29 protein-coding genes and 1 riboswitch are annotated in these 25,206 nt (G+C 72.8%); of the genes, 12 read left to right on the top strand and 17 right to left on the bottom strand.

Features of this window, described 5'->3' with window-relative positions; all coding sequences use genetic code 11:
* Positions 1-152: 152 nt before the first annotated feature.
* The 6 genes from ACH414_RS19070 to bioB all read right to left on the bottom strand — a co-directional run bounded on the left by ACH414_RS19070 (position 153) and on the right by bioB (position 5,512).
* Entirely contained in the window at positions 153-590 is a 438-nt protein-coding gene (locus ACH414_RS19070) for a GNAT family N-acetyltransferase (protein WP_386568509.1), read from the bottom strand.
* 50 nt (positions 591-640) lie between these two features.
* Complete coding sequence (locus tag ACH414_RS19065) at positions 641-1,543, bottom strand: TIGR03621 family F420-dependent LLM class oxidoreductase (protein WP_398942556.1); 903 nt, start codon at positions 1,541-1,543, stop codon at positions 641-643.
* A 79-nt stretch (positions 1,544-1,622) separates the two neighbouring features.
* Positions 1,623-1,967 carry a VOC family protein gene (locus ACH414_RS19060; protein WP_382533521.1) on the bottom strand — a complete coding sequence of 115 codons (345 nt, stop codon included), beginning with the start codon at positions 1,965-1,967 and terminating at the stop codon, positions 1,623-1,625.
* A gap of 4 nt (positions 1,968-1,971) precedes the next feature.
* Positions 1,972-2,679 (bottom strand): dethiobiotin synthase, encoded by a 708-nt coding sequence (gene bioD / locus ACH414_RS19055; RefSeq protein WP_386568515.1) that lies wholly within the window; start codon positions 2,677-2,679, stop codon positions 1,972-1,974.
* A gap of 351 nt (positions 2,680-3,030) precedes the next feature.
* The gene (locus ACH414_RS19050) at positions 3,031-4,311 is read right to left on the bottom strand and encodes an adenosylmethionine--8-amino-7-oxononanoate transaminase (protein WP_382533524.1); all 1,281 of its coding nucleotides are present in this window, start codon (positions 4,309-4,311) and stop codon (positions 3,031-3,033) included.
* Positions 4,304-5,512 carry a biotin synthase BioB gene (gene bioB, locus ACH414_RS19045; RefSeq protein WP_386568517.1) on the bottom strand — a complete coding sequence of 403 codons (1,209 nt, stop codon included), beginning with the start codon at positions 5,510-5,512 and terminating at the stop codon, positions 4,304-4,306. Before bioB ends, ACH414_RS19050 begins: the two co-directional genes overlap by 8 nt.
* A gap of 142 nt (positions 5,513-5,654) precedes the next feature.
* Here bioB and ACH414_RS19040 point away from each other — a divergent pair, with 142 nt between their 5' ends.
* A complete protein-coding gene (locus ACH414_RS19040) occupies positions 5,655-6,851 on the top strand; it encodes an 8-amino-7-oxononanoate synthase (RefSeq protein ID WP_386568520.1) in 1,197 nt (398 codons plus the stop codon).
* Positions 6,852-7,019: 168 nt separating this feature from the next.
* Positions 7,020-7,451, top strand: coding sequence for an ATP-binding protein (locus ACH414_RS19035; RefSeq protein ID WP_382533530.1), 432 nt, complete (start codon positions 7,020-7,022; stop codon positions 7,449-7,451).
* Positions 7,452-7,522: 71 nt separating this feature from the next.
* Here ACH414_RS19035 and ACH414_RS19030 read toward each other — a convergent pair whose 3' ends face one another.
* The 3 genes from ACH414_RS19030 to ACH414_RS19020 all read right to left on the bottom strand — a co-directional run bounded on the left by ACH414_RS19030 (position 7,523) and on the right by ACH414_RS19020 (position 9,456).
* Complete coding sequence (locus ACH414_RS19030) at positions 7,523-7,999, bottom strand: C40 family peptidase (RefSeq protein ID WP_382533531.1); 477 nt, start codon at positions 7,997-7,999, stop codon at positions 7,523-7,525.
* A gap of 3 nt (positions 8,000-8,002) precedes the next feature.
* Positions 8,003-8,202: riboswitch (cyclic di-AMP (ydaO/yuaA leader) on the bottom strand.
* 315 nt (positions 8,203-8,517) lie between these two features.
* Positions 8,518-8,823 carry a hypothetical protein gene (locus ACH414_RS19025; RefSeq protein ID WP_391770354.1) on the bottom strand — a complete coding sequence of 102 codons (306 nt, stop codon included), beginning with the start codon at positions 8,821-8,823 and terminating at the stop codon, positions 8,518-8,520.
* 6 nt (positions 8,824-8,829) lie between these two features.
* Positions 8,830-9,456 (bottom strand): ATP-dependent Clp protease proteolytic subunit, encoded by a 627-nt coding sequence (locus tag ACH414_RS19020; RefSeq protein ID WP_382533535.1) that lies wholly within the window; start codon positions 9,454-9,456, stop codon positions 8,830-8,832.
* 58 nt (positions 9,457-9,514) lie between these two features.
* Here ACH414_RS19020 and ACH414_RS19015 point away from each other — a divergent pair, with 58 nt between their 5' ends.
* The 8 genes from ACH414_RS19015 to ACH414_RS18980 all read left to right on the top strand — a co-directional run bounded on the left by ACH414_RS19015 (position 9,515) and on the right by ACH414_RS18980 (position 16,273).
* The gene (locus ACH414_RS19015; protein ID WP_382533536.1) at positions 9,515-9,799 is read left to right on the top strand and encodes a type II toxin-antitoxin system Phd/YefM family antitoxin; all 285 of its coding nucleotides are present in this window, start codon (positions 9,515-9,517) and stop codon (positions 9,797-9,799) included.
* Between the two features lie 166 nt (positions 9,800-9,965).
* Positions 9,966-10,268, top strand: a complete 303-nt coding sequence (locus tag ACH414_RS19010; RefSeq protein WP_382533538.1) for an urease subunit gamma — start codon at positions 9,966-9,968, stop codon at positions 10,266-10,268.
* Positions 10,269-10,282: 14 nt separating this feature from the next.
* Positions 10,283-10,621 carry an urease subunit beta gene (locus tag ACH414_RS19005; RefSeq protein ID WP_382533540.1) on the top strand — a complete coding sequence of 113 codons (339 nt, stop codon included), beginning with the start codon at positions 10,283-10,285 and terminating at the stop codon, positions 10,619-10,621.
* A complete protein-coding gene (locus tag ACH414_RS19000) occupies positions 10,614-12,335 on the top strand; it encodes an urease subunit alpha (RefSeq protein ID WP_398942552.1) in 1,722 nt (573 codons plus the stop codon). The genes ACH414_RS19005 and ACH414_RS19000 overlap by 8 nt, the downstream gene beginning before the upstream one ends.
* Positions 12,336-12,351: 16 nt before the next feature.
* Complete coding sequence (locus tag ACH414_RS18995) at positions 12,352-13,014, top strand: urease accessory protein UreF (RefSeq protein ID WP_382533544.1); 663 nt, start codon at positions 12,352-12,354, stop codon at positions 13,012-13,014.
* 91 nt (positions 13,015-13,105) lie between these two features.
* The gene (ureG, locus tag ACH414_RS18990; protein ID WP_382533546.1) at positions 13,106-13,783 is read left to right on the top strand and encodes an urease accessory protein UreG; all 678 of its coding nucleotides are present in this window, start codon (positions 13,106-13,108) and stop codon (positions 13,781-13,783) included.
* Complete coding sequence (locus ACH414_RS18985; RefSeq protein WP_382533548.1) at positions 13,780-14,541, top strand: urease accessory protein UreD; 762 nt, start codon at positions 13,780-13,782, stop codon at positions 14,539-14,541. The genes ureG and ACH414_RS18985 overlap by 4 nt, the downstream gene beginning before the upstream one ends.
* Before the next feature lie 154 nt (positions 14,542-14,695).
* Positions 14,696-16,273, top strand: coding sequence for an alpha/beta hydrolase (locus ACH414_RS18980; protein ID WP_382533550.1), 1,578 nt, complete (start codon positions 14,696-14,698; stop codon positions 16,271-16,273).
* Positions 16,274-16,327: 54 nt separating this feature from the next.
* Here the strand turns inward: ACH414_RS18980 and ACH414_RS18975 are convergent, their stop codons facing one another.
* Both ACH414_RS18975 and ACH414_RS18970 read right to left on the bottom strand, forming a co-directional pair.
* Positions 16,328-17,362 (bottom strand): NAD-dependent epimerase/dehydratase family protein, encoded by a 1,035-nt coding sequence (locus tag ACH414_RS18975; RefSeq protein ID WP_391770357.1) that lies wholly within the window; start codon positions 17,360-17,362, stop codon positions 16,328-16,330.
* A gap of 64 nt (positions 17,363-17,426) precedes the next feature.
* Positions 17,427-18,143, bottom strand: a complete 717-nt coding sequence (locus ACH414_RS18970) for a lysophospholipid acyltransferase family protein (RefSeq protein ID WP_382533554.1) — start codon at positions 18,141-18,143, stop codon at positions 17,427-17,429.
* A 77-nt stretch (positions 18,144-18,220) separates the two neighbouring features.
* Between ACH414_RS18970 and ACH414_RS18965 the strand changes: the two genes are divergently transcribed.
* Positions 18,221-19,219 (top strand): DUF3048 domain-containing protein, encoded by a 999-nt coding sequence (locus tag ACH414_RS18965; RefSeq protein WP_386570433.1) that lies wholly within the window; start codon positions 18,221-18,223, stop codon positions 19,217-19,219.
* A 30-nt stretch (positions 19,220-19,249) separates the two neighbouring features.
* On the opposite strand, the gene ACH414_RS18960 is transcribed toward ACH414_RS18965, so the two are convergent.
* From ACH414_RS18960 to ACH414_RS18940, 5 genes are all read right to left on the bottom strand, one after another.
* The gene (locus ACH414_RS18960; protein ID WP_382534251.1) at positions 19,250-19,456 is read right to left on the bottom strand and encodes a hypothetical protein; all 207 of its coding nucleotides are present in this window, start codon (positions 19,454-19,456) and stop codon (positions 19,250-19,252) included.
* Between the two features lie 72 nt (positions 19,457-19,528).
* Positions 19,529-20,479, bottom strand: coding sequence for a cytochrome c oxidase assembly protein (locus ACH414_RS18955; RefSeq protein WP_382533557.1), 951 nt, complete (start codon positions 20,477-20,479; stop codon positions 19,529-19,531).
* A 104-nt stretch (positions 20,480-20,583) separates the two neighbouring features.
* Entirely contained in the window at positions 20,584-21,612 is a 1,029-nt protein-coding gene (locus ACH414_RS18950; protein ID WP_386570431.1) for a 6-phosphofructokinase, read from the bottom strand.
* Between the two features lie 176 nt (positions 21,613-21,788).
* Positions 21,789-22,517 (bottom strand): type 1 glutamine amidotransferase, encoded by a 729-nt coding sequence (locus ACH414_RS18945; protein WP_382533561.1) that lies wholly within the window; start codon positions 22,515-22,517, stop codon positions 21,789-21,791.
* Between the two features lie 31 nt (positions 22,518-22,548).
* Positions 22,549-23,790, bottom strand: a complete 1,242-nt coding sequence (locus ACH414_RS18940; protein ID WP_382533563.1) for a MurT ligase domain-containing protein — start codon at positions 23,788-23,790, stop codon at positions 22,549-22,551.
* A 114-nt stretch (positions 23,791-23,904) separates the two neighbouring features.
* Here ACH414_RS18940 and def point away from each other — a divergent pair, with 114 nt between their 5' ends.
* Complete coding sequence (def, locus tag ACH414_RS18935) at positions 23,905-24,459, top strand: peptide deformylase (protein ID WP_386570430.1); 555 nt, start codon at positions 23,905-23,907, stop codon at positions 24,457-24,459.
* Between the two features lie 19 nt (positions 24,460-24,478).
* On the opposite strand, the gene ACH414_RS18930 is transcribed toward def, so the two are convergent.
* Entirely contained in the window at positions 24,479-25,129 is a 651-nt protein-coding gene (locus ACH414_RS18930; RefSeq protein ID WP_382533566.1) for a TetR family transcriptional regulator, read from the bottom strand.
* Between the last annotated feature and the right edge of the window lie 77 nt (positions 25,130-25,206).

The following is a 25,206-nucleotide window of genomic DNA, read 5'->3' as shown; positions in this document are numbered from 1 at the left end:
GAGTCCCATGATCAGTCAGGGGAGGGAGGACCGCGCGGTGTCGGCGGGGGGAACGGGTACTGGGAGGCTCGCCCATGGGCGGACGCTCACACCTTTCGAGTCGATGATCTGTACGGACACCCATAGTAAAGGATGAGCAAAGCCGTTGATGATCAGCGGGCGTCCGCGACCGGAAGCGGCTTCACCCAACGGGTCCACTGCTCCTCCGGGCCGTACGCGGCCGCCCGCCACGCGGCCTGCCCCAGCTCGTTGCGGTCGAGCACCATCGCGTCCGCGCGCCGCCCGCCGAGCCGTACGAAACGTTCCTCCGCGGCGGCGAGCAGGGCGCCGCCGATGCCCTGGCGCCGATGGGCCGGATGCACGGCGAGCCGGTAGAGATGACACCGCCAGCCGTCGAAGCCGGCGATCACCGTTCCCGCGAGCTCCCCGTCCCGCTCCGCGAGCAGCAGCGCCCCGGGGTCGCGCTCGACGAGCCGCGCCACCCCGGCGCGGTCGTCGCTGATGCTGGTGCCCTCCGCGGCGAGCTTCCAGAAGGCGAGCACGGCGTCGAGGTCGGCCGCCACCGCGGCCCGTATCCGAAGATCGTCCATGCCCGCATCCCACCACCGCCCCTACCCGTCCGTCGAACGTGTTTCACGGGTCAGGACGGGGTGGACCCCCGCAGCTCCGCGATCACCGGCCCGAAGGCCTCCATCGCGTGCTCGAGCACCGTCAGATACGAGAAGCCGAAGCGCTCCCGCAGGCCGATCAGACGGTCGGCGATCTCGCGGACCGTGCCGATCGCGAGGATCGGCAGGTCGAGGACCTGCGCCTCGGTGAGGTACGGCGCCACCGGAAGGAACTCGGCGGCCGCGGCCGGGCGGTCCTCGGTGACGATCACCCGCTGGATCAACAGGTTGAGCTCCGCGGGCGTCTCCCGGCCCGCCTCCCGCTCGAACCCCCGGTACGCCGCCACCCGCTCGGCCAGCTGCTCGGCGGTCAGCACCGTCACCGCCTCGCCGGTGAACCGGCCGCCGCTGAAGGCCGTGACGTCGGCGTGCCGGGCGGCGAGCCGCAGCACCCGCTTGCCGTTCCCGCCGATGAGCAGCGGGGTCCGCGGGGTGTTCTCGTCGCCCTTCAGCGCCCCGGTCAACTCCTCGACGGTCCGGGCGAGATGGTCGACCCGGCCGCCCGGCGGCAGGAACGGGATGCCGGCCTGCTCGTGCTCGGCCCGCACATAGCCCGTGCCCAGGCCGAGTTCGAGCCGCCCGCCGGTCAGCGCCGCCGTCGTCGCCACCTCGCGGGCCAGCAACGCCGGGTTCCAGAAACCCGCGTTGAGGACGAAGGTGCCGAGCCGGGGCCGGGTCGTGGCCTCGGCCGCCGCCACCAGGGAGGGGAACGGGGCGGGCATCCCGAGGTGGTCCGCGACGAGGATCAGGTCGTACCCCAGCTCCTCGGCACGGCGGCAGCGCGCCCGCCACTCGGGACCCGTTCCCGCGGTGAGCATGTTGACGGCGAAGCGGAACGGGAACACCACGGTGGCACCTCCGGGTCGACGTGCCATCAGCCTGCCACGTCCCCGCGCTCCCGCGCGGGGGCGCACCGGTGCACCGGCGCGCCGCGACGGCCTCCGGCGAGGCCGTTCAAGGCGTCACGAAGCAGAACTCGTTGCCCTCCGGGTCGTGCATCACCTGGAACGTGCCCTGCTCGTCCGTCACCGGACCGCCCGAACGGCGCGCGCCCAGCGCCCGCACCTCCTCGGCCGCCGCCACCGGGTCGGCCACCTCCACGTCCAGATGGACCCGGTTCTTCACCACCTTGCCCTCCGGGACCTTCTGGAAGGCGATCCGGACGAAACGAGGTGGTTCGACGTACGACCAGTCGGGGCTGCGGTGGACCGGGACGCCGCCGAGCAGCGCCGCCCAGAAGCGGGCGAGGGCGGCGGGGTCGGCGCAGTCGAAGACGATCTCCTGAACTCGGGCACGCATGTGCTCAGCGTACGGAGAACTCCGCCGCGTCCCACGTACCGCCCAGCGCGGGAGCCAGCCAGCCGGCCGCCGCGGCGCGGAACTCCTCGCCGTCGAGCGCACCCGCGCCCGCCGGTACGGCGCCGAGGAGCGGTGCGCCGGCGGCCTCCGGGAGGTCCTCCAGATTGCACCGGGCCGCCAGGTCCGGCTCCTCGGGCCAGCTGCCGACCACCACGCCCAACTGCTCGATCCCGCGGGCGCGGAGGGCCTCCGCCGTCAGCGTGACGGAGTTGAGGGTGCCGAGCCCCGCGGGGGCGACGACGAGTACGGGGGCGTCGAGGAGGCGGGCCGCGTCGGCGAGGGTTCCGCCGTCGTCGTCGAAGCGTACGAGGAGGCCGCCGGCGCCCTCCACCAGGACCAGGTCGTGCTCCTCCGCCAGCTTGCGGGCCGCCTCGGCGACCGCTGCGGGGCCGACCGGGGCCATGCCGGCGCGGCGGGCCGCGGTCGCCGGCGCCAACGGCTCCGGGAACCGGGCGAGCTCCGCCGTCGCGGCGACGCCGGCGAGGCGCGCCACCTCGTCCACGTCGCCGGGCTCGCCCGGCGCGACGCCCGTCTGGGCGGGCTTCAGGACGGCCACGGAGCGGCCGGCGGCCGTTGCCGTGGCGGCGAGGGCGGCGGTGACGATGGTCTTGCCGATCTCGGTGCCGGTGCCGGAGACGACGATGACGGTCATAGGGGGTTTCCTTTCCAACTGCTGCTCATGGACACGACGCGCCGCCTCCGCCCACCCCCGTGTGGGCAATCGTCCCGCAGGGCGGGACGGGTGGGCACACGGGACGGCGCCCTTAGCGGCGCCTCCGCTCCCAGTGCCTTGGCCCGCACCACGACCGCACCGCACCTAGGGGTGCGGGTCAGGGCGCGGAAGCCTAGGCCCGGCAAAGGGCGCCGCCCGTTGTGCCCACCCGTTCCGCCCCAGCGGAACGAATGCCCACAACGGGGGGCGGCCCACAACTCGCGGACGCGAGGCCTGCGGCGGGCCGGGGGCCGATGCAGGGCCCGGGTGGCCGGGCCCCGCCCCGGAGGGTCAGCCCTCGTGGGCTGCTGCTCTTACCGCTTCCGTGATGCGGGTCACGTCCTCGTCCCCCGTCACGAACGGCGGCATCGTATAGATCAGGTCCCGGAACGGCCGCAGCCACACCCCCGCCCGGACCGCCGCCCGAGTCGCCGCCGTCATGTCGACCTCGTGGTCGAGCTGGACGACTCCGATCGCGCCGAGGACCCGGACGTCGCGGACGCCCGGCAGGCCGGCGGCGGGCGCGAGGCCCTCGCGGAGGCCGGCCTCGATGCGCTTGACCTCGGTCCGCCAGTCCTGTGAGAGGAGCAGGTCGATCGAGGCGAGGGCGACCGCCGAGGCCAGCGGGTTGCCCATGAAGGTGGGGCCGTGGGCCAGCACGGGGACCTCGCCGCGCGAGATGCCCTCGGCGACGCGGCCCGTGCACAGCGTCGCGGCCATCGACAGATAGCCGCCGGTCAGCGCCTTGCCCACGCACATCACGTCCGGCGAGACCCCGGCGTGGTCGGCGGCGAACAGCGCACCCGTCCGCCCGAACCCGGTCGCGATCTCGTCGAAGACCAGCAGGACGTCGTGCTCGTCGCACGCCTCCCGCAGGACGCGCAGGTAGTCGGAGGAGTGGAAGCGCATGCCGCCCGCCCCCTGCACCACCGGCTCCACGATCACGGCGGCCAGTTCGTCCGCGTGCCGCCCGATCGCCTCGCGCAGCAGATCCGCGTACGACTCCTCGTACACGACGGGAGGCGCGTCGACGAAGACCTGCCGCTGCAGGACGCCGGACCACAGCTCGTGCATCCCGCCCTCGGGGTCGCACACCGACATCGGCTGCCAGGTGTCGCCGTGGTAGCCGCCCCGCCAGGTGAGCAGCCGCCGCTTGCCGGGGCGGCCGACCGAACGCCAGTACTGGAGGCACATCTTGGCGGCGACCTCGACCGCAACCGAACCGGAGTCGCTGAGGAAGACGTGCCGCAGCGGCTCGGGCGTGATCTCGACCAGGCGGGCGGCGAGCCGCACGGCCGGCTCGTGGGTGAGCCCGCCGAACATCACATGGCTCATCCGGTCGAGCTGACCGCGCACCGCCTCGTTGAGAACGGGGTGGTTGTAGCCGTGGATCGCCGACCACCACGAGGACATGCCGTCGATCAACTCGGCCTGTCCCTCGGCCGGTTCGGCGAGCCGGAGCCGTACCCCGGACGCGGACGCGACGACCAGCGGCTCCGCACGGCCCGGCATGGGGCCGTACGGGTGCCAGACGTGCGCCCGGTCCAGGGCCAGCAGTTCCTCGTTACGCATTCGGGGCGAGGTCCGTGCCGGCGCCCCGGCGGCGCACCGCCACCAGGTCCGTGCGGGCGGCGTCGGCGGCCGGAGCGGGAGCGGGAGCCGTGGCCCCGCACGGACCGCAGCCGCCGCCCGCCTCGCCCGCCTCGGCGTGCGAGCCGCAGCCCGCGGCGGCGGATCCGCAGCCGCCGCCCGCCGCCGCGGCAGCGTCCGCGCGGTGGGCCGGCAGCGTCGTCGTGCCCGCGCCCTCCACCTCGAAGCCGGCGTCCGCGATCATGTCCAGGTCGGCCTGGCCGGCCTGGCCCTCGCTGGTCAGGTAGTCGCCGAGGAAGATGGAGTTGGCGATGTTGAGCGCCAGCGGCTGCATCGACCGCAGGTGGACCTCGCGGCCGCCGGCGATCCGCACCTCGACGTCCGGGCAGACGAACCGGACCATCGCGAGGATCCGCAGGCAGCGCTGCGGGGTGAGGTTCCACTCCTTGGCGAGCGGGGTGCCCTCGAAGGGGATCAGGAAGTTGACCGGCACCGAGTCGGAGTCCAGCTCGCGCAGCGCGAAGACGACGTCGACCAGGTCCTCGTCGGTCTCGCCCATGCCCGCGATCAGGCCCGAGCAGGCGGACAGGCCCGCCGCGTGCGCCTTCTGCACGGTGTCCACGCGGTCCGCGTAGGTGTGGGTCTTGGTGATGTCCGCGTACGTGGCCTCGGACGTGTTCAGGTTGTGGTTGTACGCGTCGGCGCCGGCCTCCCGCAGCCGCTCCGCCTGGCCGTCCGAGAGCAGACCGAGGCAGGCGCAGACCTCCACGCCCTCGTTCGCCTCCTTGATGGCCTCGATCGTCTTGCCGACCCGCTCCACGTCACGGTCCGTCGGACCGCGGCCGCTCGCCACCAGGCAGACCCGCTTCGCACCGCCGGCGACCCCGGCCGCCGCCGCGGCGGAGGCCTCGTCCGGCTTCAGCCACGAGTACTTGAGGATCCCCGCCGTGGAGCCGAGGCGCTGGGAACAGTACGAGCAGTCCTCCGGACACAGGCCGGACTTCAGGTTGACCAGGTAGTTGAGCTTCACCCGGCGCCCGAACCACTGCCGGCGCACCTTGCCGGCCGCAGCCACCACATCGAGCAGGTCGTCGTCGGAGGTCGCCAGTACGGCGAGCGCTTCTTCACGGGTCGGCGACTCGCGCCGCAGCCCCTTCTCCACCAGCGTGTTCAGCAGGTCCATAAGCGCTGATCCTGGCCTACCGCACACCCCGCGGCCAAGGAGGATCTGAACAAACGGCGCCGTTTGAGGTGTGTGTATGGCCACACCCTGACCTCGGCCCGCGCCGGTTAGGGTCTGTGCGCTGCCTACAAAAGGATCCGCCATGCCCTCGTACCCCGATGCCCCGCAGGACCCGAGGGAGGGGCGGGACCCGCGTGCGGCCGCCTTCGACTGGACCGACGCCGCGGCACGGCAGCGCGCGGAGGCGGGACTGGTGCGGACCCTGCGCCCCCGGGCGGCCGAGTCCGAGCTGCTCGACCTGGCCGGCAACGACTACCTGGGCCTGACCCGCCGGCCGGAGATCACCGAGGCGGCGGCCGAGGCGGCCCGCCGCTGGGGCGCCGGCTCGACCGGCTCGCGGCTCGTGACCGGCTCCACCCGGCTGCACGCCCGCCTGGAACGCGAACTCGCCGAGTTCACCGGCTTCGAGGCGGCTCTCGTCTTCTCCTCCGGCTACACCGCCAACCTGGCCGCGCTCACCGCGCTGAGCGCCCGTGACGGGCTGATCGTGTCGGACGCCGGCAACCACGCCTCGATCGTGGACGGCTGCCGCCTCGCGCGCGCCGAGACGGCCGTGGTCCCGCACGCCGACCCCGAGGCCGTCGCCAAGACCCTCGGTGCCCACCCGGGGCGCCGGGCCCTCGTGGTCAGCGACTCGGTCTTCTCCGTGGACGGCGACCGGGCGCCGCTCGCCGGGCTCGCCGCCGCGTGCCGGGCGCACGGTGCGGGCCTGGTCGTCGACGACGCGCACGGCTTCGGCGTGCTGGGGGAGGGCGGGCGCGGCGCGCTGAAGGAGGCGGGCCTCGCGGGCGACCCGGACGTGGTCGCCACCCTCACCCTCTCCAAGTCCCTCGGCAGCCAGGGCGGCGCCGTCCTCGGCCCGGCCCGGGTCATCGAGCACCTGGTCAACGCGGCCCGCACCTTCATCTTCGACACGGGGCTCGCTCCGGCGGCCGCGGCCGGCGCCCTCGCCAGCCTGCGGCTGATCGCGGCCGAGCCGGGTCTCGCCGCCCGGGCCCGGGAGGTGGCGGCGAGCCTGCACCGGCGGCTGACGGAGGCGGGTCTGACCGCCGCGCATCCCGACGCGGCCGTGGTCTCGGTCCGCGCGCCGGGCCCGCAGGAGGCGCTGCAGTGGGCGGCGGACTGCCGCGAGCGGGGTCTGGGCGTCGGCTGCTTCCGGCCGCCGTCGGTCCCGGACGGCATCTCCCGGCTGCGTCTGACGGCCCGCGCGGACCTCGACGACGCGGAGATCGAGCAGGCCGTCGAGACGATCGTACGGACGGCGCCCGCCGGGGCCTGACCGCCGGGGCACGCACGCTTGTCCGGTCGCCCGTCGGGGCGTTCACTGCTTCGGGCGACAGATATGCGCATATCTTGGTGGATCGCCGCCCAGGGCGGCACGATCGGTGGCACCCTGACGCGAAGCGCAATCCGGGGCCGGGCCCCGGTGGGAAAGGACAGCGTCGCCATGGCAGATCACCAGGAAGCAACGGTCACGCTGCCGAGCGACCCGGCCTCGGTGGCCGCCGCCCGCAGATACGTCGCGGACGTCCTCGAATCCTGGGGGCTCGACGACGCGGGGGACACCGCGGACACGGTGCGGCTCATCGTCTCGGAACTGGCGACCAACGCCGTCCAGCACACGTTCGGCCAGTCGCCGACCTTCACGGTCGACCTCCGGCTGGAACGCGACGAGCAGTTGCGCATCGGGGTGACCGACAGCCATCCGCGCTGGCCGCGACGGCTTCCCGCCGCGGTGCAGCAGGACAACGGGCGCGGCATGGTGATCATCCGCTATCTGGCGGCGGAGGCGGGCGGGCGGCTCTCGGTGACGCCCACCGACGAGGGCGGCAAGACGGTGTGGATCAGGCTGCCCTGGCCGGCGGCGCACGCGGCGTAGGGGTCGGGCGGGAGGAGGGGCCGGCGGCGCCACCGGGCGCTCCTCCCGCGCCGTCGTTCGGGGCCGGCGCGTCAGCGCACCCGGCCGTAGTAGACCTTCGAGCTCCAGATCCGGTCGAGCTTCACCCACGATCCGGTCTTCGGCGAGTGCCAGATCTTGTTGTTACCCGCGTAGATCCCGACGTGGTAGATCCTTCCGCCGGAGTGGAAGAACACCAGGTCCCCCTTCTGCCGGCTGGCCCCCGAGATGTGCCGGGTCTTGTTGTACTGCTGCTGCGCGGTGCGGGGCAGCGTCTTGCCCGCCTTCTTGTACGAGTAGAGCGTCAGGCCCGAGCAGTCGAAACGGTTCGGTCCTGAGGCGCCGTACCGGTAAGGCGATCCCTGCTTCGAGGCGGCGACGTTCAAGGCCTTGTTGGCGTATGAGGTCGCGGCCTGGGCCTCCGGCGCCACTCCTGGGGCGAGCAGCGTGCCGCCGACGGCGGCGAGGGTGAGAGCCGAGACGGCTCCGGCCCGGGACAGCAGGGACGGGACATGAATCTGCGCAGTCATGCGCAACCCTTCGTCAGCCCGCCTGTGAAGGATGACCTGTCGGGTTCGGGCGAGACGAAGTTGCCCGGCCGCTGACGCGGCTTCACCCCAAGGAACGTCCCCACTGCGAGAACGTCCCGTACTGCTCGGGTCCTCCACTCCTGCCGATCCACTCCTGTCGACCAGTCGTCCGGGACGGCGGCAGGACTCGGCGTCCGCCCGGACCGCCCCGCCGTGGGTGGCGGGGGCTTGTCGTCGTCGAGGATCTTGACCCACGTCCGGGCCGAAAACCGAGCTGAAACGGCGATATGTGAGGCTCCTCACGACTGATCCATACGGGTGGACAGTCAGGTTTATCGATCTTCCGAGGTTTGGGCTACGAGCCCCGCACCTGGGATGGAACGCCCGATTCCGCCAGATGCGTACTCCTGTTGCGCAACTCGTCTGAGCTCTATGTCGATTCGTCGACTACGCCGAACGGGGGAGTGAATCTGCGGTCCGGGTGCCCCGGGTGGACCTGGACACGACACGCCTCGGTGTCAACTCGCGGACTTCCGAGGGATGGTGACGCGGCCTGATCGTCGCTCTCCGTCCAACACCCGTAACGCGTGCGCCAATGTGTCCGCGTGGACCTCGCTCTCGCCGCGCATATGCATGAGTGTCAGCGCGTCACGGAGGGCCGTCGCCCGTCCCACCAGCGCCTGAGCGGCCCGGAGTGCCCCATAGGTATGCGAGGTCCTGGATGGATTGATTCGCCCCAGGAGGTCGACGACTTCGAGGTAGGTGTCGATGAACTCGCCCTCGGCGCGGGTCAGCGCGGGCAGCGGCGGAAGCTCCGGGACCACGGGGGATCACCTCTCCCCGGCGCCGAGGGAGTGGCCGCGGCTCTGAACCACGTGGTCCACCAGGCCGTACGCCAGCGCGGCCGGCGCGTCGAGCACGGTGGTCCGGTCGATGTCGGACTCCGTCCGTCCCCGGCTCTGGCCGGTGTGCTCGGCGAGCAGTCCGACGATCAGCTCGCGCTGGCGCAGCAATTCCCGCGCGTGGATGTCCAGATCGCTGGGCTGGCCTCGCAACGGTTCGTCCATGGCGGGCTGCTGGAGGACGATCCGGGCCCCCGGCAGCGCCAGGCGCCGCCCGGGCGCGCCGGCCGCGAGCAGAACGGCCGCGGGGCCGACGGCCTGGCCGAGGCAGGTGGTCTCCACCTCGCAGGAGAGCGTGCGCATCGTGTCGTATACGGCGGTCATCGCGCTGACCGAGCCGCCGGGGGAGTTGATGTAGAGGGAGACCGGCTGCTCGGGGGCGTCGTACTCGAGGTGCAGGAACTGGGCGATGGCGTCGTTGGCCGCGGTCTCGTCCACCGGGGTGCCGAGGAAGACGATCCGGCCTTCCAGCAGCTTGGAGTAGGGGTCGAGCGTGCGGCTGCCGTAGCCGGTGCGCTCGGTGAACTCGGGAAGGACGTGGCGGGCCTCGGGCATGGCGTACTCCTCTGTCTGTAAAAAATGTACAGGACGTACAGGTCGTAAGATGAGGAGCATGGCCTACGAGATTCCGGTGACGCAAGCGCGCGCAGAGCTCGCCGATCTGATCAACCGTGTCGTCTACGGCAATGAGCGCGTGGTCGTCACCCGCCACGGCAAACCGCTCGTCGCCCTGGTCTCCGCCGCTGACCTGGAGCTTCTCGAGTCGGCCGAGCATCCGGTCGAGGAGCAGGCGGTCAGCTCGGTGGCCGTCGTGCATCCGATGGCGTCCGCTCCGGGTGAACAGCACCGCTTCGGCATCGCGGCGCACCACCGCGACCCGGGTACGCCGTCGGGCTGATCTCCACGTGGACGCAAAGTCGGAGTTAACGAGCAGGAAAAACTTCCGCCCTAACGTGCAATGTCTGGCGCAGCGGTGCATCCCAGCAGGTCAACAGAGTGTTGAAGGCCGCTAGGGTCCGCTGCGTCCGGGAGCCATACCCGGTGGACGACAGCGAGGTGGAAGCGTGCAACTCAGCCCTCACGAGCAGGAAAGACTGCTCATCCATGTAGCGGCGGACGTGGCGGAGAAGCGCCGGGCGCGAGGCGTGCTGCTCAACCACCCCGAGGCCGTCGCACTGATCACCTCCCACGTCCTGGAGGGCGCCCGCGACGGGCGCACCGTCGCCGAGCTCATGGCCTCCGGGCGCAAGGTGCTCACCCGGGACGAGGTGATGGACGGCATCCCCGAGATGATCCACGACGTCCAGGTCGAGGCCACCTTCCCCGACGGCACCAAGCTCGTCACCGTCCACGAACCGATCATCTGAGGGGGCGGCGACCGATGATCCCCGGAGAGATCCTGTACGCGGACGCTCCCGTGGCCCTCAACGAGGGCCGCCCCGTCCGCCGGCTCACCGTCCTCAACGCCGCCGACCGGCCCGTCCAGGTCGGCTCCCACTACCACTTCGCCGAGGCCAATCCCGGGCTCGACTTCGACCGCGCCGAGGCCCGCGGGCTGCGCCTGAACATCGCCGCGGGCACCGCCGTGCGCTTCGAGCCCGGCATAGCCGTCGAGGTCGAGCTCGTGCCGATCGCCGGCCGCCGGATCGTGCCGGGGCTGCGCGGCGAGACCGCGGGCCCCCTCGACCGCACCGAGCCGACCGGAGAAGACCGTGCCTGAGCTGCAACGCGACGTCTACGCCGACCTGTTCGGCCCCACCACCGGCGACCGCATCCGGCTCGCCGACACCGACCTGCTCGTCGAGATCGAGGAGGACCGCTGCGGCGGTCCCGGCCGCGCCGGCGAGGAGGCCGTGTTCGGTGGCGGCAAGGTCATCCGGGAGTCCATGGGCCAGTCCCGCACCACCCGCGCCGAAGGCGCCCCCGACACCGTGATCACCGGTGCCGTGGTCATCGACCACTGGGGGATCGTCAAGGCCGACATCGGCATCCGGGACGGCCGGATCACCGCCCTCGGCAAGGCCGGCAACCCCGACACCATGGACGGGGTCCATCCCGACCTCGTCATCGGCCCCGAGACCGAGGTGATCGTCGGCAACGGGCGGATCGTCACCGCGGGAGCCGTCGACACCCATGTCCACTTCATCTCGCCGACCGTCGTCGAACAGGCCCTCGCCACCGGGGTGACCACCCTCGTCGGCGGAGGGACGGGACCGGCCGAGGGCACCAAGGCCACCACGATCACCCCCGGCCCCTGGCACATGGCCCGGATGTTCGAGGCCCTGGACACCTTCCCCGTCAACATCGGTCTGCTCGGCAAGGGCAACACCACGTCCCGGGAGGCCATGCACTCCCAACTGCGCGGCGGTGCGCTCGGATTCAAGATCCACGAGGACTGGGGGGCGACCCCGGCCGTCATCGACGCCTGTCTGAGCGTCTGCGAGGAGACCGGCGCCCAGCTGGCCATCCACACCGACACCCTCAACGAGGCCGGCTTCGTCGGCGACACCCTCGCCGCCATCGGTGGCCGCACCATCCACGCGTACCACACCGAGGGCGCGGGCGGCGGGCACGCGCCCGACATCATCACCGTGGTCTCCGAGCCGCACGTACTGCCCAGCTCGACCAACCCGACCCGGCCGCACACCGTCAACACCATCGAGGAACACCTCGACATGCTGATGGTCTGCCACCACCTCAACCCGGCCGTCCCCGAGGACCTCGCCTTCGCCGAGTCCCGCATCCGGCCCTCGACCATCGCCGCCGAGGACGTCCTGCACGACCTCGGGGCCATCTCGATCATCTCCTCCGACTCCCAGGCCATGGGGCGCATCGGCGAGGTGATCATGCGGACCTGGCAGACCGCCCATGTGATGAAGAAGCGGCGCGGCGCGCTCCCCGGCGACGGCGCCGCCGACAACCACCGGGCCCGGCGCTATGTCGCCAAGTACACGATCAACCCGGCCGTCGCCCAGGGCATGGGCCACCTCGTCGGCTCGGTCGAACCCGGCAAGCTGGCCGACCTGGTGCTGTGGGAGCCCGCCTTCTTCGGGGTCAAGCCGCTCGTCGTCGTCAAGGGCGGCCAGATCGCCTACGCGCAGATGGGCGACGCCAACGCCTCCATCCCCACGCCCCAACCGGTGCTGCCCCGGCCGATGTTCGGCGCGCTGGGGCGGGCGGCCGCGGCCGGCTCGGTCAACTTCGTCGCCGAGGCGGCGATCGAGGACGACCTGCCGCGGAGGCTGGGCCTGCACAAGGAGTTCACCGCGATCGGCTCCACCCGCCGGGTGACCAAGGCCGACATGCGGGAGAACGACGCCCTGCCCCGGGTCGAGGTCGACGCCGACACCTTCTCGGTGACCATCGACGGCGAACCGGTCGAACCGGCACCCGCCGCCGAACTGCCCATGGCCCAGCGCTACTTCCTCTTCTGACGGACCCCGGACCACCATGAGATCCGCACTCCTCGTGCTCGCCGACGGGCGCTTCCCCGCCGGCGGGCACGCCCACTCGGGCGGCGCCGAGGCGGCCGTCAAGGCCGGCCGCCTCAAGGACGCCGCCGACCTGGAGGCGTTCTGCCGCGGCAGGCTGCACACCACCGGGCTCACCTCGGCGGCGCTCGCCGCCTCGGCGGCGCTCGGTGCCGACCCCTACGAGCTCGACGCCGCCGCCGACGCCCGCACCCCCTCGCCCGCCCTGCGCGCCACCGCACGCAGACTCGGCCGGCAGATGATGCGGGCGGCCCGCGCCGCCTGGCCGAGCCCCGAACTCGACCGGCTGGCCGCCGCGTTCCCGCGCGGCGCCCACCAGCCGGTCGTGCTCGGGACCGCGGCCCGGGTGGCCGGGCTCGACCCCGAGGACGCCGCGCACTGCGTGGGGTACGAGACGGTGAGCGGCCCGGCCACCGCCGCCGTGCGCCTGCTCGGCCTCGACCCCTTCCAGGCCACCGCGGTCCTCGCCCGGCTCGCGCCCGACCTGGACCGGATCGCCGCGCGCGCCGCCTCGGCGGCCCGCGAGAGCGACGTCCACGCGCTGCCCGCCGCCTCGGCCCCGCTGCTCGACCTCACCGCCGAACACCACGCGAGCTGGCCGGTCCGCCTGTTCGCCTCCTGACCCGCCCCACCGGGCCGCCGCCCCGACGCGCCGAGCGACCGTCGACCCGGCCCGACGACCCCCATCCGAGACCTGGAGCTGGAGCCCACCCATGCACCTCGACCACGGCAACGACCACATCCACGCCGTCTCCGCCGACGCCCACCGTCCCGACGGCGCCCGCCGCGCCCTGCGCATCGGTCTCGGCGGGCCCGTCGGGTCCGGGAAGACCGCCACCGTCGCCGCCCTCTGCCGCGAGCTGCGCGACCGCTTCTCCCTCGCCGTCGTCACCAACGACATCTACACCCGCGAGGACGCCGAGTTCCTGCTCCGCGAGGCCGTGCTGCCGCCCGAGCGCATCCAGGCCGTCGAGACCGGCGCCTGTCCGCACACGGCGATCCGCGACGACATCTCCGCCAACCTCGAAGCCGTCGAGGAGCTCGAGGACTCCGTGGGCCCGCTCGACCTCGTCCTCGTCGAGTCCGGCGGCGACAACCTCACCGCCACCTTCTCCAAGGGCCTGGTCGACGCCCAGATCTTCGTCATCGACGTCGCCGGCGGCGACGACATCCCGCGCAAGGGCGGCCCCGGCGTCACCACCGCCGACCTCCTCGTCGTCAACAAGACCGACCTCGCCCCGTACGTCGGCTCCGACCTGGAGCGGATGGCCCGCGACGCCGCCGCGCAACGCGGCGAGCTGCCGGTCGCCTTCACCTCGCTGCGCTCCGAGGCGGGCGTCGGCCCGGTCGCCGACTGGGTCCGGGCCCGTCTCGCCGCGTGGGCCGCATGAGCCTGCGCGCCACCGCCCGGATCGTCGCCGCGCCCGACGGCTCGCTGCCCGTCCTGCGGAGCGACGGGCCGCTCGCCCTGCGCCGCACCCGCGCCCCCGGCCCGTACACCCGGGTCACCGTCGTCGGCGCCATGAGCGCCCCGCTCGGCGGTGACCGGCTCGCCCTGACGGCCGAGGTACGGGACGGGGCGCGGCTCCTGGTGGACTCCGCCGCCGCGACCGTCGCCCTGCCGGGCCCCGTCGGCGGCCCCGCCACCTACGACATCGCGCTCACCGTCGGCGCGGGCGCGGAGCTGCGCTGGCTGCCCGAGCAGCTGGTCTCGGCGGCGGGCTCGGAGCTGGCCATGCGGACCACGGTCGACCTCGCCGCCGACGCACGGCTCGTGCTCCGGGAGGAACAGATCCTCGGCCGGCACGGCGAGCGGCCCGGCACCCTCGCCACCCGGCTGACCGTGCGGATCGCCGGCCGTCCGCTGTTCGACCAGGAGCTGGGATACGGTCCCGGAGCGTCCGACGGTTGGGACGGACCCGCCGTCCTGGGCGGTCACCGGGCCACCGGGCAACTCCTCGTGGTGGACCCGCACTTCACGACAGAAGGGGGCGAAGCGGGCAAACCGCCGGAGCCGCGACTGCTCGGCGACCACGCCGTGCTCGTCCCCCTCGCCGGCCCCGCCGCCCTGGTCAGCGCGGTCGCGCCGGACGCCCTCGCCCTCCGACGGGCCCTGGACGAGGGGCTGGAGCTGCTCGCCCCGAAGTGAGTTCCGCTCAGCGGTACACCGCTCTCCGGTTATTGGTTCGGCAAAGAAACACGTGTACGCCCTTTTACCGGAGGCCCCAAGGACGAAAGGATCCCCCGGACAGCCCACTGCGGCGCTGCCACGGGGGTGGCGCCCAATGAGGGGGAGGAACCACTTGAGACGTACAGCAGTGCTCGGCTCCGCCGGCACTCTGATAGCGGGCACGCTCATGGCGACCGCGCTCGCCGCGCCGACGGCCGGTGCCGTCACCGGCCACGACCGCGACGACGAGGCGCGCGGTGCGACCATCGCCGCCGCCGAGGCCGCCAAGGCCGGCATCGACTGGCAGGACTGCCCCGCCGACTGGGGCTTCGCCAAGCCCATCCAGTGCGGCTGGGTGACCGTTCCGGTCGACTACGCCAAGCCCCACGGCAAGAAGATCAAGCTCGCCGTCGACCGTGCCGTGTCCACCGGCACCGCCGCCGAGCGCCAGGGCGCCCTGCTCTACAACCCCGGCGGCCCCGGCGGCTCCGGCCTGCGCTTCCCGCGCCGGGTCACCACCAAGAACCCGCTCTGGGTGAACACCTCGAAGGCGTACGACTTCGTGGGCTTCGACCCGCGCGGTGTCGGCCACTCGGCGCCCATCTCCTGCGTCGACCCGACCGAGTTCGTCAAGGGCCCCAAGCTCGACCCGGTCCCGGACACCGAGGCGGACAAGCTCGCCCAGCGCAAGCTGGCCGCGGAGTACGCCAAGGGCTGCGCCGAGAAGAGCGGCGACATGCTGCCCTACATGACGACGCGCAACACCGCCCGTGACCTCGACGTCATCCGGGCCGCGCTCGGCGAGAAGAAGCTCAACTTCATCGGCGTCTCGTACGGCACCTACCTGGGCGCCGTCTACGGCACGCTGTACCCGGACCACGTGCGTCGCATGATCGTCGACTCCGTGGTCAACCCGGCGAAGAGCAACATCTGGTACCAGGCCAACCTGGAGCAGGACATCGCCTTCGAGGGCCGTCTGAAGGACTGGATGACCTGGGTCGCCCAGCACGACGACGCCTACCACCTCGGCAAGACGCTCGAGGAGGTGCAGCAGCAGTGGGTGAAGCTGCGCGCCGCCGCCAAGCAGAACCCCCTCGGCGGCAAGGTCGGTCCGGCGGAGCTCATCAGCTTCTTCCAGAGCGCGCCGTACTACGACTCCTCGTGGGTCCCGGTCGCCGAGGCCTGGAGCGCCTACGCCGCGGGTGACCCGCAGCCGCTGATCGACGGCGCTGCGGCGGACCTCACGGACACCGCCGGCAACATCGCGTCGGAGAACGGCAACGCCGTCTACACCGCCGTCGAGTGCGCCGACTCCGCGTGGCCGACGAACTGGAACAAGTGGGACCGGGACAACTCCCGCCTCCACGAGAAGTACCCGTTCATGACCTGGGCGAACGCCTGGATGAACCTGCCGTGCGCCACCTGGTCCGCGCCGCAGCAGAAGCCGACCCAGGTCAAGACCGGCAAGGGCCTGCCGCCCGTGCTCATCGTCCAGTCCGAGCGTGACGCGGCCACGCCGTACGCCGGCGCGGTCGAGCTGCACAAGCGCTTCAAGAACTCGCGTCTCATCACCGAGAAGAACGCGGGCTCGCACGGCGTCACCGGTCTGGTGAACCCCTGCATCAACCCCCGGGTCGAGACGTACCTGCTCACCGGCAAGGTGGACAGCCAGGACGTGACGTGCGAGCCGCACGCCACGCCCCAGCCGTAACACCCGCAGCACAGGAGAGGGGCGGTCGCCGTACGGCGGCCGCCCCTCCGCGTGTCAGCGCCCGGCCAGCCAGGCGTCCTCCGCCGCGTAGTCGAAGAAGTCCACGCCGTACTTCGCCAGACCCGGGAAGGCCTCGCGCCAGTCCCGCCCCGCCACCGCCGCGGTCAGGAAGTCGATCGTCCCCGGCAGCGACTCCGCGTAGCCCACCACCGGCCGGTAGCCCAGCTCCCGCTCCGCCGCCGCCATGTCGCAGACCACCGGATGGGGCGCCGTCCACGGGGTGAGGCCGACCCCGTCCTTCCCCGGGGCCCCCTCGAACACGACCGTCTCGCTGCGCACGCCCATCGCCGCGTCGACCGCCGCACCGATCTCGGCGACCGTCGGCGCCTCGGGGTCGGCGGCGTTGAGCACCCGGGTCCCCGGCCGCGCGGCGGCGAGCCGGACCAGCTCCGCCAGGTTGGCGGAGTGCACCGGGTGGAAGACCGACCGCCCGCCCTCCGCCAGGATCCGCACCGGGCGCCCGTCCAGGGCCCGCTTCACGAACCACAGTTCGCGCGGCCCCGGGCTGTACGGGCCGTGCACGGCCGCCGCCCGCAGCACGGTCGTCGGCAGCGCCTCGCCCGCCGCGAGCAGCTCCCGCTCCAGGGCCACCTTCCGGGTGCTGTACGAAGCGTCGCCCGGCGCGACCGTTCCCAGGGTCTCCGGGATCGGCACCGGGTAGCGCGGGAAGCCGTCCGGCTCGTCCTGCGTGTCGAAGTTGCGGCCCTGAGCGTCCTGGTAGACCGAGACGCTGGAGATCACCACCGCCGAGCCGATCCGCTCCGCGAGCCCGGTCAGCTGCCGCCCCTGCCCGGCGTCGTACGCCACCACGTCCACCAGGACGTCGGTGCCCGCGCCGAGCGCCGCCGCCAGCGCCCCCTCCTCCGTGCGGTCCACCGCCACCGACCGGACCTCCGCCGGCCAGCCCTCGTCCCGGCCGCCCCGGCGCGAGGCGGCGGTCACCTCCCATCCGTCCGCGACGAGCGCCCGCACGGCCGCCCGTCCGATCTGTCCCGTCGCTCCCAGCACGAACGCGTTTCCCTTGGTCATGCGGGGGACGCTACGGGCCGGGGTCCGGGCCGCCCAGGCACTTTCGCCGTGCGCGGATCCGCCCTCAGCGTTCCGCCCGCGGGAACTTCCGGGGCTCCCGCCCCGCGTCGTCCGCCGCCTTCACCTTCGCCGCGTACTCGTCGACGTACTCCTGCCCGGACAGCGCGAGGATCTCGTACATGATCTCGTCCGTGACCGCCCGGACCACCGCCCGCTCGCCCTCCATCCCCGCGAAGCGGGAGAAGTCCATCGGCTCCCCGAAGCGGATGGTGACCCGCCGGATCCTCGGCAGCACCCGCCCGGGCGGCTGGATCTCGAAGGTCCCGAGCATCGCGCAGGGCACCACCTTCACCCCGGCGGTGAGCGCCATCACCGCGACCCCCACCTTGCCCTTGTAGAGCCGCCCGTCGGGCGAGCGGGTCCCCTCGGGATAGATGCCGAGCAGCTCGCCGCGGCCGAGCACCCCGAGCCCCTCGCGGATCGCGGCCCGGCCCGCCTCCTTGCCCGAGCGGTCCACCGGGATCTGCCCCGCGCTGCGGAAGAACGCCGCCGTCAGGCGTCCCTTCAGTCCGGGGCCCGTGAAGTACTCCTGCTTCGCGAGGAACGTGATCCTGCGGTCCAGCACCACCGGCATCAGGAAGTGGTCCGAGAAGGACAGGTGGTTGCCGGCGACGATCGCCGCGCCTTCCTCCGGGACGTGCTCCAGACCCTCCACACGCGGCCGGAACAGCAACTTCAGAAGCGGACCGAGCAGCACGTGCTTGAGGACGTAGTAGAACACCGACAACCCCCGTTCGTCGTCCGACCAACCCTTTGTAACCAAGGCCGCCGCCGTGGTCCACTGGTGGGGAGGGACCGATGACAGGCGCGCGCGGGCACCGGCGTCCCGGCGCAGCCGCCACCACCGCCCTGCTGTGCGCCGTGGCGGCCGCCGGTCTGTACGGCTGCTCCGGCCCGGGCCCGTCGGAGCCGACGCCGCACCCGACGCCCACACCCGCGCCCGCCACCCCGCGCCCCGGTGGCCTCTCCCCGTTCACCGGACTGCCCGCGCGCTCCGCCCCGGTCCTGGCCGTCAAGATCGACAACGTGCCGCCGGCCCGTCCGCACACCGGCCTCGCCGCCGCCGACCTGGTCTACGTCGAGCAGGTCGAGTCCGGCCAGACCCGGCTCATGGGCGTCTACTCCTCGCACCTCCCCGAGCGGATCGGCCCGGTCCGCAGCGCCCGCGAGTCCGACCTCGCCCTGCTGCGCCAGTTCGGCCGCCCCGTCCTCGCCTACTCCGGCGCCCAGAGCGCCCTGACCCCGCTGCTGAAGGCCGCCCCGCTGTACCGGGTGAACGAGGCAGGCGCCCCCGGGGCCTTCCTCCGCGACTCCGCGCGGGCCGCCCCGCACAACCTCTACCTGCGGCCCGCCCGGGCGCTCGCCACCGCGCCGGGCGCCGGCCACGCCAAGGACATCGGCTTCCGCTTCGGCCCCGCCCCGGCCGACGGCACCCCGGTCGACAGCCGCACCGTGCGCTTCCCCGCCGCCCGCTACACCTTCACCTGGGCGCCCGCCGAGCGGGGCTGGCGGGTCGCCATGGACGGCCGCCCGGACGGGCCGCTCAAGCCGGCCACGGTCGTCGTCCAGCACGTCACGGTGCGCGCCTCGCGCTTCCACGACTTCCTGGGCGCCGTCTCCCCGTACACCGTCACCACCGGCGGCGGCACCGCCCAGGTGCTCCGCGACGGCCGGGCGTACGAGGCCCGCTGGAGCCGCCCGGACCCGAACGCCGGCACGGTCTTCACCACCCCGGCCGGCGCCCCGCTGGCCTTCGCGCCGGGACAGGTGTGGGTGCTGCTCACCGGCGCGCGGTGAGGCGGGCCGTCCACCGGCGCCGGGTGCGGGTCAGGGCTGGGGCTTCGGCCGCGGGCGTGGGCGGCGGACCTGTGGCTCGCCGCTGTCGGCGGCGGCCATCCCGATCGTGGCCACGCCGAGGATCACCCAGCCGAACCAGAGCCAGCCGCTGCTGCCGAGCGCCACCGTGTAGGCCGTGGTGAGCACCAGGGCCGCGGCGGTGACCGCCGCCATCGTCTTCGTGGAACCGGACATCATCGCTCCGCCCTCCTCGAAGCCATCGTGACCCCGGAGGAGGGGCGTGCGCCACCCCCGTGCGCGCTCCCCGCGCTACTGTGCGCGGCCCTGGAGCGAGGCGAGGTACGCGTTGTACGCCTCCAGCTCCTTGTCGCCGTCCCGGTCCGCCGCCCGGTCCTTGCGGACCGCCTGCCGCTGCTCGGAGTGGTACCACTGGTAGACCAGCGCGATCAGCACCAGCACGGACGGGATCTCGCTGAACGCCCAGGCGATGCCGCCCGCCGCGTTCTGGTCCGAGAGCGCGTCGATCCCGAGGGAGGCCGGCGGGTTCTTGTACACCTCGACCAGCGGCTCGGTCGCCATCATCATCGCGATGCCGAAGAAGGCGTGGAACGGCATCCCCGCGAACAGCTCCAGCATGCGCATCACATAACCGGGCCGGTGCGGTCCCGGGTCGACGCCCATGATCGGCCAGAAGAAGACCAGGCCCACCATGAGGAAGTGGACCATCATCCCGATGTGGCCGGCCTTGGAGCCCATCAGGGTGTCGAACAGCGGCGTGAAGTAGAGCGCGTACAGGCTCGCGATGAACATCGAGATCGTGAAGGCCGGGTGCGTGACGATCCGCATGTACCGGCTGTGCAGCAGCTTCAGCAGCAGCTCGCGCGGGCCGGTGTTGCCCCGGCCGGCCACCGGCAGCGCGCGCAGTGCCAGCGTGACCGGCGCGCCGAGCAGCAGCAGGATCGGCGAGAGCATGGAGATCACCATGTGCTGCACCATGTGCACGCTGAACATGACCATGCCGTAGTCGTTGAGCCTGGTGCACATCACCAGCGCGATGGTCAGCACGCCCACGACCCAGAGCACCGTCCGGCTCACCGGCCACGCGTCCCCGCGCCGCCGCAGCCGTGCCACGCCCCAGCCGTACAGGCCGAGGGCGGCGAGACAGCCGGTCAGGAAGAACAGGTCGGGGGAGAACTCCAGGGCCCGCCCCAGCGTGAACGGCGGCAGATCCATGGTCATGCCGTGCCCGCTGTGATCCATTTGTCTACTCCTGGAGCCCGATTCGCGCTTGTTGTCCGCACCAGACTAGAACCGCCCCCGGCCGCGACTGCGACCGGGGGCGGTTCGGGGCGTGGCAGCGCGCCTCAGAGCACGCACTCGGCCTCGGCGTAGCGGTCCGCCGGGACCGTCTTCAGGGTCTCCACGGCCCGCGCCAGCGGCACCAGCTCGATGTCGGTGCCGCGCAGCGCCGTCAGCATGCCGAACTGGCCGCGGTGCGCCGCCTCCACCGCGTGCCAGCCGAAGCGGGTCGCGAGGACGCGGTCGTACGCGGTCGGGGTGCCGCCGCGCTGGACGTGGCCGAGGATGACCGGCCGGGCCTCCTTGCCCAGGCGCCGCTCCAGCTCCGCGGAGAGCTGGTTGGCCACGCCGGTGAAGCGCTCGTGGCCGTAGATGTCCTTGCCCGCGGTGGTGAACTCCATCGAGCCGCCCTCGCGGGGCTTCGCGCCCTCGGCGACCACGACGATCGCGAAGCGCTTGCCGTCCTCGAAGCGGGCGCCGACCCGGGCGGTCAGCTCGTCGATGTCGAAGGGGCGCTCGGGCACGACGATCGCGTGCGCGCCTGCCGCCATGCCGGAGTGCAGGGCGATCCAGCCGGTGTGGCGGCCCATGACCTCGACGATCAGCACCCGCTGGTGGGACTCGGCGGTGGTCTTCAGCCGGTCGAGGGCCTCGGTGGCCACGGTGACGGCGGTGTCGAAGCCGAAGGTGACATCGGTCGAGGCGATGTCGTTGTCGATGGTCTTCGGGACGCCCACGATCGGCAGGCCGGCCTCGGAGAGCAGGTTCGCCGCCTTGAGGGTGCCCTCGCCGCCGATCGGGATGATCGCGTCGAGGCCGAGGTCGGCGACATGGCCCTTGGCGCGCTCGACGCCGTCGACCAGATGTGCGGGCTGGACCCGCGAGGAACCGAGCACGGTGCCGCCGCGGGCGAGGATGCCCGCCACCGAGTCGAGGTCCAGCTTGCGGTAGTCGCACTCCAGGAGGCCCTTCCACCCGTCGTGGAAGCCGATGACCTCGTCACCGTGGTCGACGACGGCGCGGTGCACGACGGACCGGATGACGGCGTTCAGACCGGGGCAGTCTCCGCCGGAGGTGAGCACACCAATGCGCATAGCCCAAAAACCTTTGCAACGTGGGCCGACTCCCGGACCACGTCGTCCGGCTGGATCCCCGCCACCCTATCGGTGCAGGGTGGCGGGGCCGAACCGGATGTCCGCAGATTGGACACCGTATTTACTGACGAATCCAATGTGCGTAAGGGCGCTCAGACGTGCGGTTCGACGGTCCGTCAGGCCGGCTGGGTGGCCGAGGCGATGCGCTCGGCGCGCAGCGCCTCGTACCAGCGGTCGTCCGTCGGCGGCAGCGCGTTGACGTCCAGCGCCAGCTTCAGGAGCAGATCCGCCACCTGCGGGTTCCGCGCCATCACGGGACCGTGCATGTAGGTGCCGAAGACGGTGTCGTTGTACGCGCCCTCGGTGCCGTCGCCGGTGCCGTTGCCGTTGCCGAAGACGGTCCGGGCGAACGGGCGGGCGGTCGGGCCGAGGTGGGTGACGCCCTGGTGGTTCTCGAACCCGGTGAGCTGGGGCAGGCCCAGCTGCGGGTCGATGTCGGCGAGCACGTCGCCGACGCAGCGGGCGCCCTCGCCGCGGACCGTGGTCACGTCGAGCAGGCCGAGGCCGGCCTGGCGCTCGCCGACGTCGTTGACGAACTCGTGGCCCAGGATCTGGTAACCGGCGCACACCGAGAAGATGATCGCGCCGTTGGCCGCCGCCCGGCTCAGGCCGCCGTCGCGGACCAGCCGCTCGGCCGCGAGCCGCTGGGGCCGGTCCTCGCCGCCGCCGATGAGGTAGATGTCGCCGGAGGTCGGTACGGGCTGGTCGCTGCGCACGTCGACGCGCTCGACGCTGAGTCCGCGCTGGCGGGCGCGGCGCTCGACGACGAGGACGTTGCCCTGGTCGCCGTAGGTGCTGAGCAGGTCCGGGTAGACCCAGACCAGACGCAGGCTGCTGTCAGTCATGCTGCAAGTCCTTCTGCGGGGTCGTGTCGGGTCAGTTGCCGACGCGGCGGCGGACGTCCTGGAACGCGGTGTAGTTGGCGATCAGCTCGATCTGGCCGGGCGGGGCCACCGTGACGGCCTCGTCGAGCGTCTCGCACACGCGGAAGTCCACGCCCGCGACCTCCAGGCGGACCGCGAGGTCCAGCTTGCGGTCGCCGATGACCATGATCGGGTGCCCGGCGAGCCGGCCGTAGTCCACGTCCCAGAGCCAGGAGGTGTCCGTGCCGTCGGCGCCGCGCGCGTTGACGGAGAGGATCACCGGGGCCGGCGGCTGGTCGATGAGGGAAAACGTTTCGAGCCAGCCGGCCGGGTTCTTGGCCAGCAGCAGCCGGATGTCCCGGCCCTGGAAGCTGATCACGTCATAGCGGCCGGCGACGGCCTGCACCTGGTACATGCGCTCCAGGGCGACCTGCGGCGGCACCCCGAAGACCGCGGCGACCGCGGCGGAGGTGGCGGCGTTGGCCTTGTTGGCGCGGCCGGGCAGCTGGAGGTGGATCGGCCAGGCCGAGCCGTGCGGGTCGAGCACGTGGTCGCCGCTGAGCGCCCAGCTCGGCGCCGGGCGGCGGAAGCCGCACTCGCCGCAGAACCAGTCGTCGCCGGGGCGCTGCATCACACCGCCGCAGGCGGGGCAGGACCAGGCGTCGTCCTTCCACTCCTGGCCGGCGGCCACCCACACCACGTTGGGGGAGGAGGAGGCGGCCCAGACGATCAGCGGGTCGTCGGCGTTGGCGATGACGACGGCCTTGGTGCCGTTGAGGCCCTCGCGCCACTTCTCGGCCAGCATGCGGGTCTCCGCGGCGCGGTCGAGCTGGTCGCGGGAGAGGTTGAGCAGGGCGATCGCCTTCGGGGTGGTGTCCCGGGCGACGCCCGCCAGGTACTTCTCGTCGACCTCGATGACGCCGTACTTGGCGTCCGAGCCGCCGGCCAGGGCCGAGGTGATGCCCGCGGGCATGTTGGCGCCCAGGGCGTTCGAGACGACCGGGCCGCTGGCGCGCAGCGCCTCGGCGATCAGTCGCGTCGTGGTGGTCTTTCCGTTGGTCGCCGACACGAGGACGACGTCCAGGTGCTGCGCGAGCCGCCCCAGCAGATCGGGGTCGAGCTTGAGCGCGACCCGGCCGCCGATCACCGATCCGCTGCCGCGTCCCGCTGCCCGCGACACCGCCGCGGCGGCCTTGCCCGCCGTCACGGCGAGCTTCGCGCGCGGCGACAGCGGCTCCGAGTTGCTGCCTGACATCGTCCTTGTTCCTCCTTGCGTCGGTCCGGGCTCAGCCTATCGAGATCCGGCCAGCAGCCCGAACCGCGGCACCGTGGCGCGGGGTGGCTGCCCCCTGAACGTACCCTTGCGCCCATGCGAAACCGGTTGATCCCCGGCAGTTCCGGCCACGTCCGAGCGATGACCCTGCTCGGCGACCCGGTGCTGCACACGCCCTGCGAACCCGTCACCGACTTCGGGCCCGAGCTCGCCCGGCTGGTCGAGGACATGTTCGCCACCATGTACGCGGCGAACGGCGTGGGCCTCGCCGCCAACCAGGTCGGCGTGGGGCTGCGGGTCTTCGTGTACGACTGCCCCGACGACGAGGACGTCCGGCATCTGGGCCATGTGGTCAACCCGCGACTGGTCGAGGCAGACGGCGACGTGGTGCGCGGACCCGAGGGCTGTCTGTCGCTGCCGGGCCTGGAGGCCCCGACGCCCCGCTTCGACCGCGCGGTGGTCGAGGGCGTCCGGCTGGACGGCACTCCGGTCCGCGTCGAGGGCACGGGCTTCTTCGCCCGCTGCCTCCAGCACGAGGCCGACCACCTGGAGGGCGGCGTGTACGCGGACCATGTGACGGGCTGGTCCCGGCGCAGGCTGCTGCGGGCGATCCGGAAGGAGCCGTGGGGGAGCGGGGCGGCCGCTCTGTAGCCGTTCGCCGGGGTCCGGGTCAGAACCCGGGCCCGTCCGCACGGTCACCGGCCTCCGCCAGCCGGCCCCACAGCAGGTCCGCCAGGCTCCGCACCAACTCCTCGCGGGAACAGGGGCGTTCGCCCAGCCACCAGTCTCCGGCGGCGTGCATCATGCCGACGATCCCGTGGCCCCAGATGCGGGCCTGGGCGTCGCTCCCGGGGCCGAGGTCGACGCGCTCGGCGATGACCTGGCCGAGCTCCTCGCCCATGCGGCGCAGCAGCGGCGCCGAGTGGCGGCCCACGTCGAAGCCCTGCTCGGACTGGTGGGACTCCTCGGCGGGGTGCATGAGGAAGCGGTAGACCTGGGGCATCGCCTCGATGGAGGCGAGATAGGTGTCCAGGGTGGACTCGACCCTGCGGCGGCGGTCGGCGGGCGCGTCGAGCGCGGCCCGGAGTGCCGAGAGCAGGGCGTCGGTGTGCCGGGTGGCGAGGGCCCGGTAGAGGCCGCCCTTGTCGCCGAAGTGGCGGTAGAGGATCGGCTTGGTGATCCCGGCCTCGGCGGCGATCGCGTTCATGGAGGCCTTGGGGCCGTCCCTGAGCACCACGCGGTCCGCCGCCTCCAGCAGTTCGCGGCGCCTTTGGTCGGCCGGCTTCTGCTGGTCGGTGGTGCTCCGGTGTGTGGTGTCCATGAGTGCGTCTCCCCGCCCGTACGAATTCCTGAGGCTGTCGCAACGTAACACCCGGACGGCACTCGGTGCCGATCGGG

This window comes from Streptomyces sp. NPDC020422 (assembly GCF_044386705.1).
Lineage (GTDB): Bacteria > Actinomycetota > Actinomycetes > Streptomycetales > Streptomycetaceae > Streptomyces.
This window is presented reverse-complemented; position numbering and strand designations above follow the sequence as displayed.

Bases quoted from the DNA above. Each gene is read 5' to 3' on its own strand.
- ACH414_RS19070 (WP_386568509.1), bottom strand. From the start codon at position 590: ATGGACGATCTTCGGATACGGGCCGCGGTGGCGGCCGACCTCGACGCC.
- ACH414_RS19065 (WP_398942556.1), bottom strand. From the start codon at position 1,543: ATGGCACGTCGACCCGGAGGTGCCACCGTGGTGTTCCCGTTCCGCTTC.
- ACH414_RS19060 (WP_382533521.1), bottom strand. From the start codon at position 1,967: ATGCGTGCCCGAGTTCAGGAGATCGTCTTCGACTGCGCCGACCCCGCC.
- bioD (WP_386568515.1), bottom strand. From the start codon at position 2,679: ATGACCGTCATCGTCGTCTCCGGCACCGGCACCGAGATCGGCAAGACC.
- ACH414_RS19050 (WP_382533524.1), bottom strand. From the start codon at position 4,311: ATGCGTAACGAGGAACTGCTGGCCCTGGACCGGGCGCACGTCTGGCAC.
- bioB (WP_386568517.1), bottom strand. From the start codon at position 5,512: ATGGACCTGCTGAACACGCTGGTGGAGAAGGGGCTGCGGCGCGAGTCG.
- ACH414_RS19040 (WP_386568520.1), top strand. From the start codon at position 5,655: ATGCCCTCGTACCCCGATGCCCCGCAGGACCCGAGGGAGGGGCGGGAC.
- ACH414_RS19035 (WP_382533530.1), top strand. From the start codon at position 7,020: ATGGCAGATCACCAGGAAGCAACGGTCACGCTGCCGAGCGACCCGGCC.
- ACH414_RS19030 (WP_382533531.1), bottom strand. From the start codon at position 7,999: ATGACTGCGCAGATTCATGTCCCGTCCCTGCTGTCCCGGGCCGGAGCC.
- ACH414_RS19020 (WP_382533535.1), bottom strand. From the start codon at position 9,456: ATGCCCGAGGCCCGCCACGTCCTTCCCGAGTTCACCGAGCGCACCGGC.
- ACH414_RS19015 (WP_382533536.1), top strand. From the start codon at position 9,515: ATGGCCTACGAGATTCCGGTGACGCAAGCGCGCGCAGAGCTCGCCGAT.
- ACH414_RS19005 (WP_382533540.1), top strand. From the start codon at position 10,283: ATGATCCCCGGAGAGATCCTGTACGCGGACGCTCCCGTGGCCCTCAAC.
- ACH414_RS18995 (WP_382533544.1), top strand. From the start codon at position 12,352: ATGAGATCCGCACTCCTCGTGCTCGCCGACGGGCGCTTCCCCGCCGGC.
- ureG (WP_382533546.1), top strand. From the start codon at position 13,106: ATGCACCTCGACCACGGCAACGACCACATCCACGCCGTCTCCGCCGAC.
- ACH414_RS18985 (WP_382533548.1), top strand. From the start codon at position 13,780: ATGAGCCTGCGCGCCACCGCCCGGATCGTCGCCGCGCCCGACGGCTCG.
- ACH414_RS18975 (WP_391770357.1), bottom strand. From the start codon at position 17,362: ATGACCAAGGGAAACGCGTTCGTGCTGGGAGCGACGGGACAGATCGGA.
- ACH414_RS18965 (WP_386570433.1), top strand. From the start codon at position 18,221: ATGACAGGCGCGCGCGGGCACCGGCGTCCCGGCGCAGCCGCCACCACC.
- ACH414_RS18960 (WP_382534251.1), bottom strand. From the start codon at position 19,456: ATGATGTCCGGTTCCACGAAGACGATGGCGGCGGTCACCGCCGCGGCC.
- ACH414_RS18955 (WP_382533557.1), bottom strand. From the start codon at position 20,479: ATGGATCACAGCGGGCACGGCATGACCATGGATCTGCCGCCGTTCACG.
- ACH414_RS18950 (WP_386570431.1), bottom strand. From the start codon at position 21,612: ATGCGCATTGGTGTGCTCACCTCCGGCGGAGACTGCCCCGGTCTGAAC.
- ACH414_RS18945 (WP_382533561.1), bottom strand. From the start codon at position 22,517: ATGACTGACAGCAGCCTGCGTCTGGTCTGGGTCTACCCGGACCTGCTC.
- ACH414_RS18940 (WP_382533563.1), bottom strand. From the start codon at position 23,790: ATGTCAGGCAGCAACTCGGAGCCGCTGTCGCCGCGCGCGAAGCTCGCC.
- def (WP_386570430.1), top strand. From the start codon at position 23,905: ATGCGAAACCGGTTGATCCCCGGCAGTTCCGGCCACGTCCGAGCGATG.
- ACH414_RS18930 (WP_382533566.1), bottom strand. From the start codon at position 25,129: ATGGACACCACACACCGGAGCACCACCGACCAGCAGAAGCCGGCCGAC.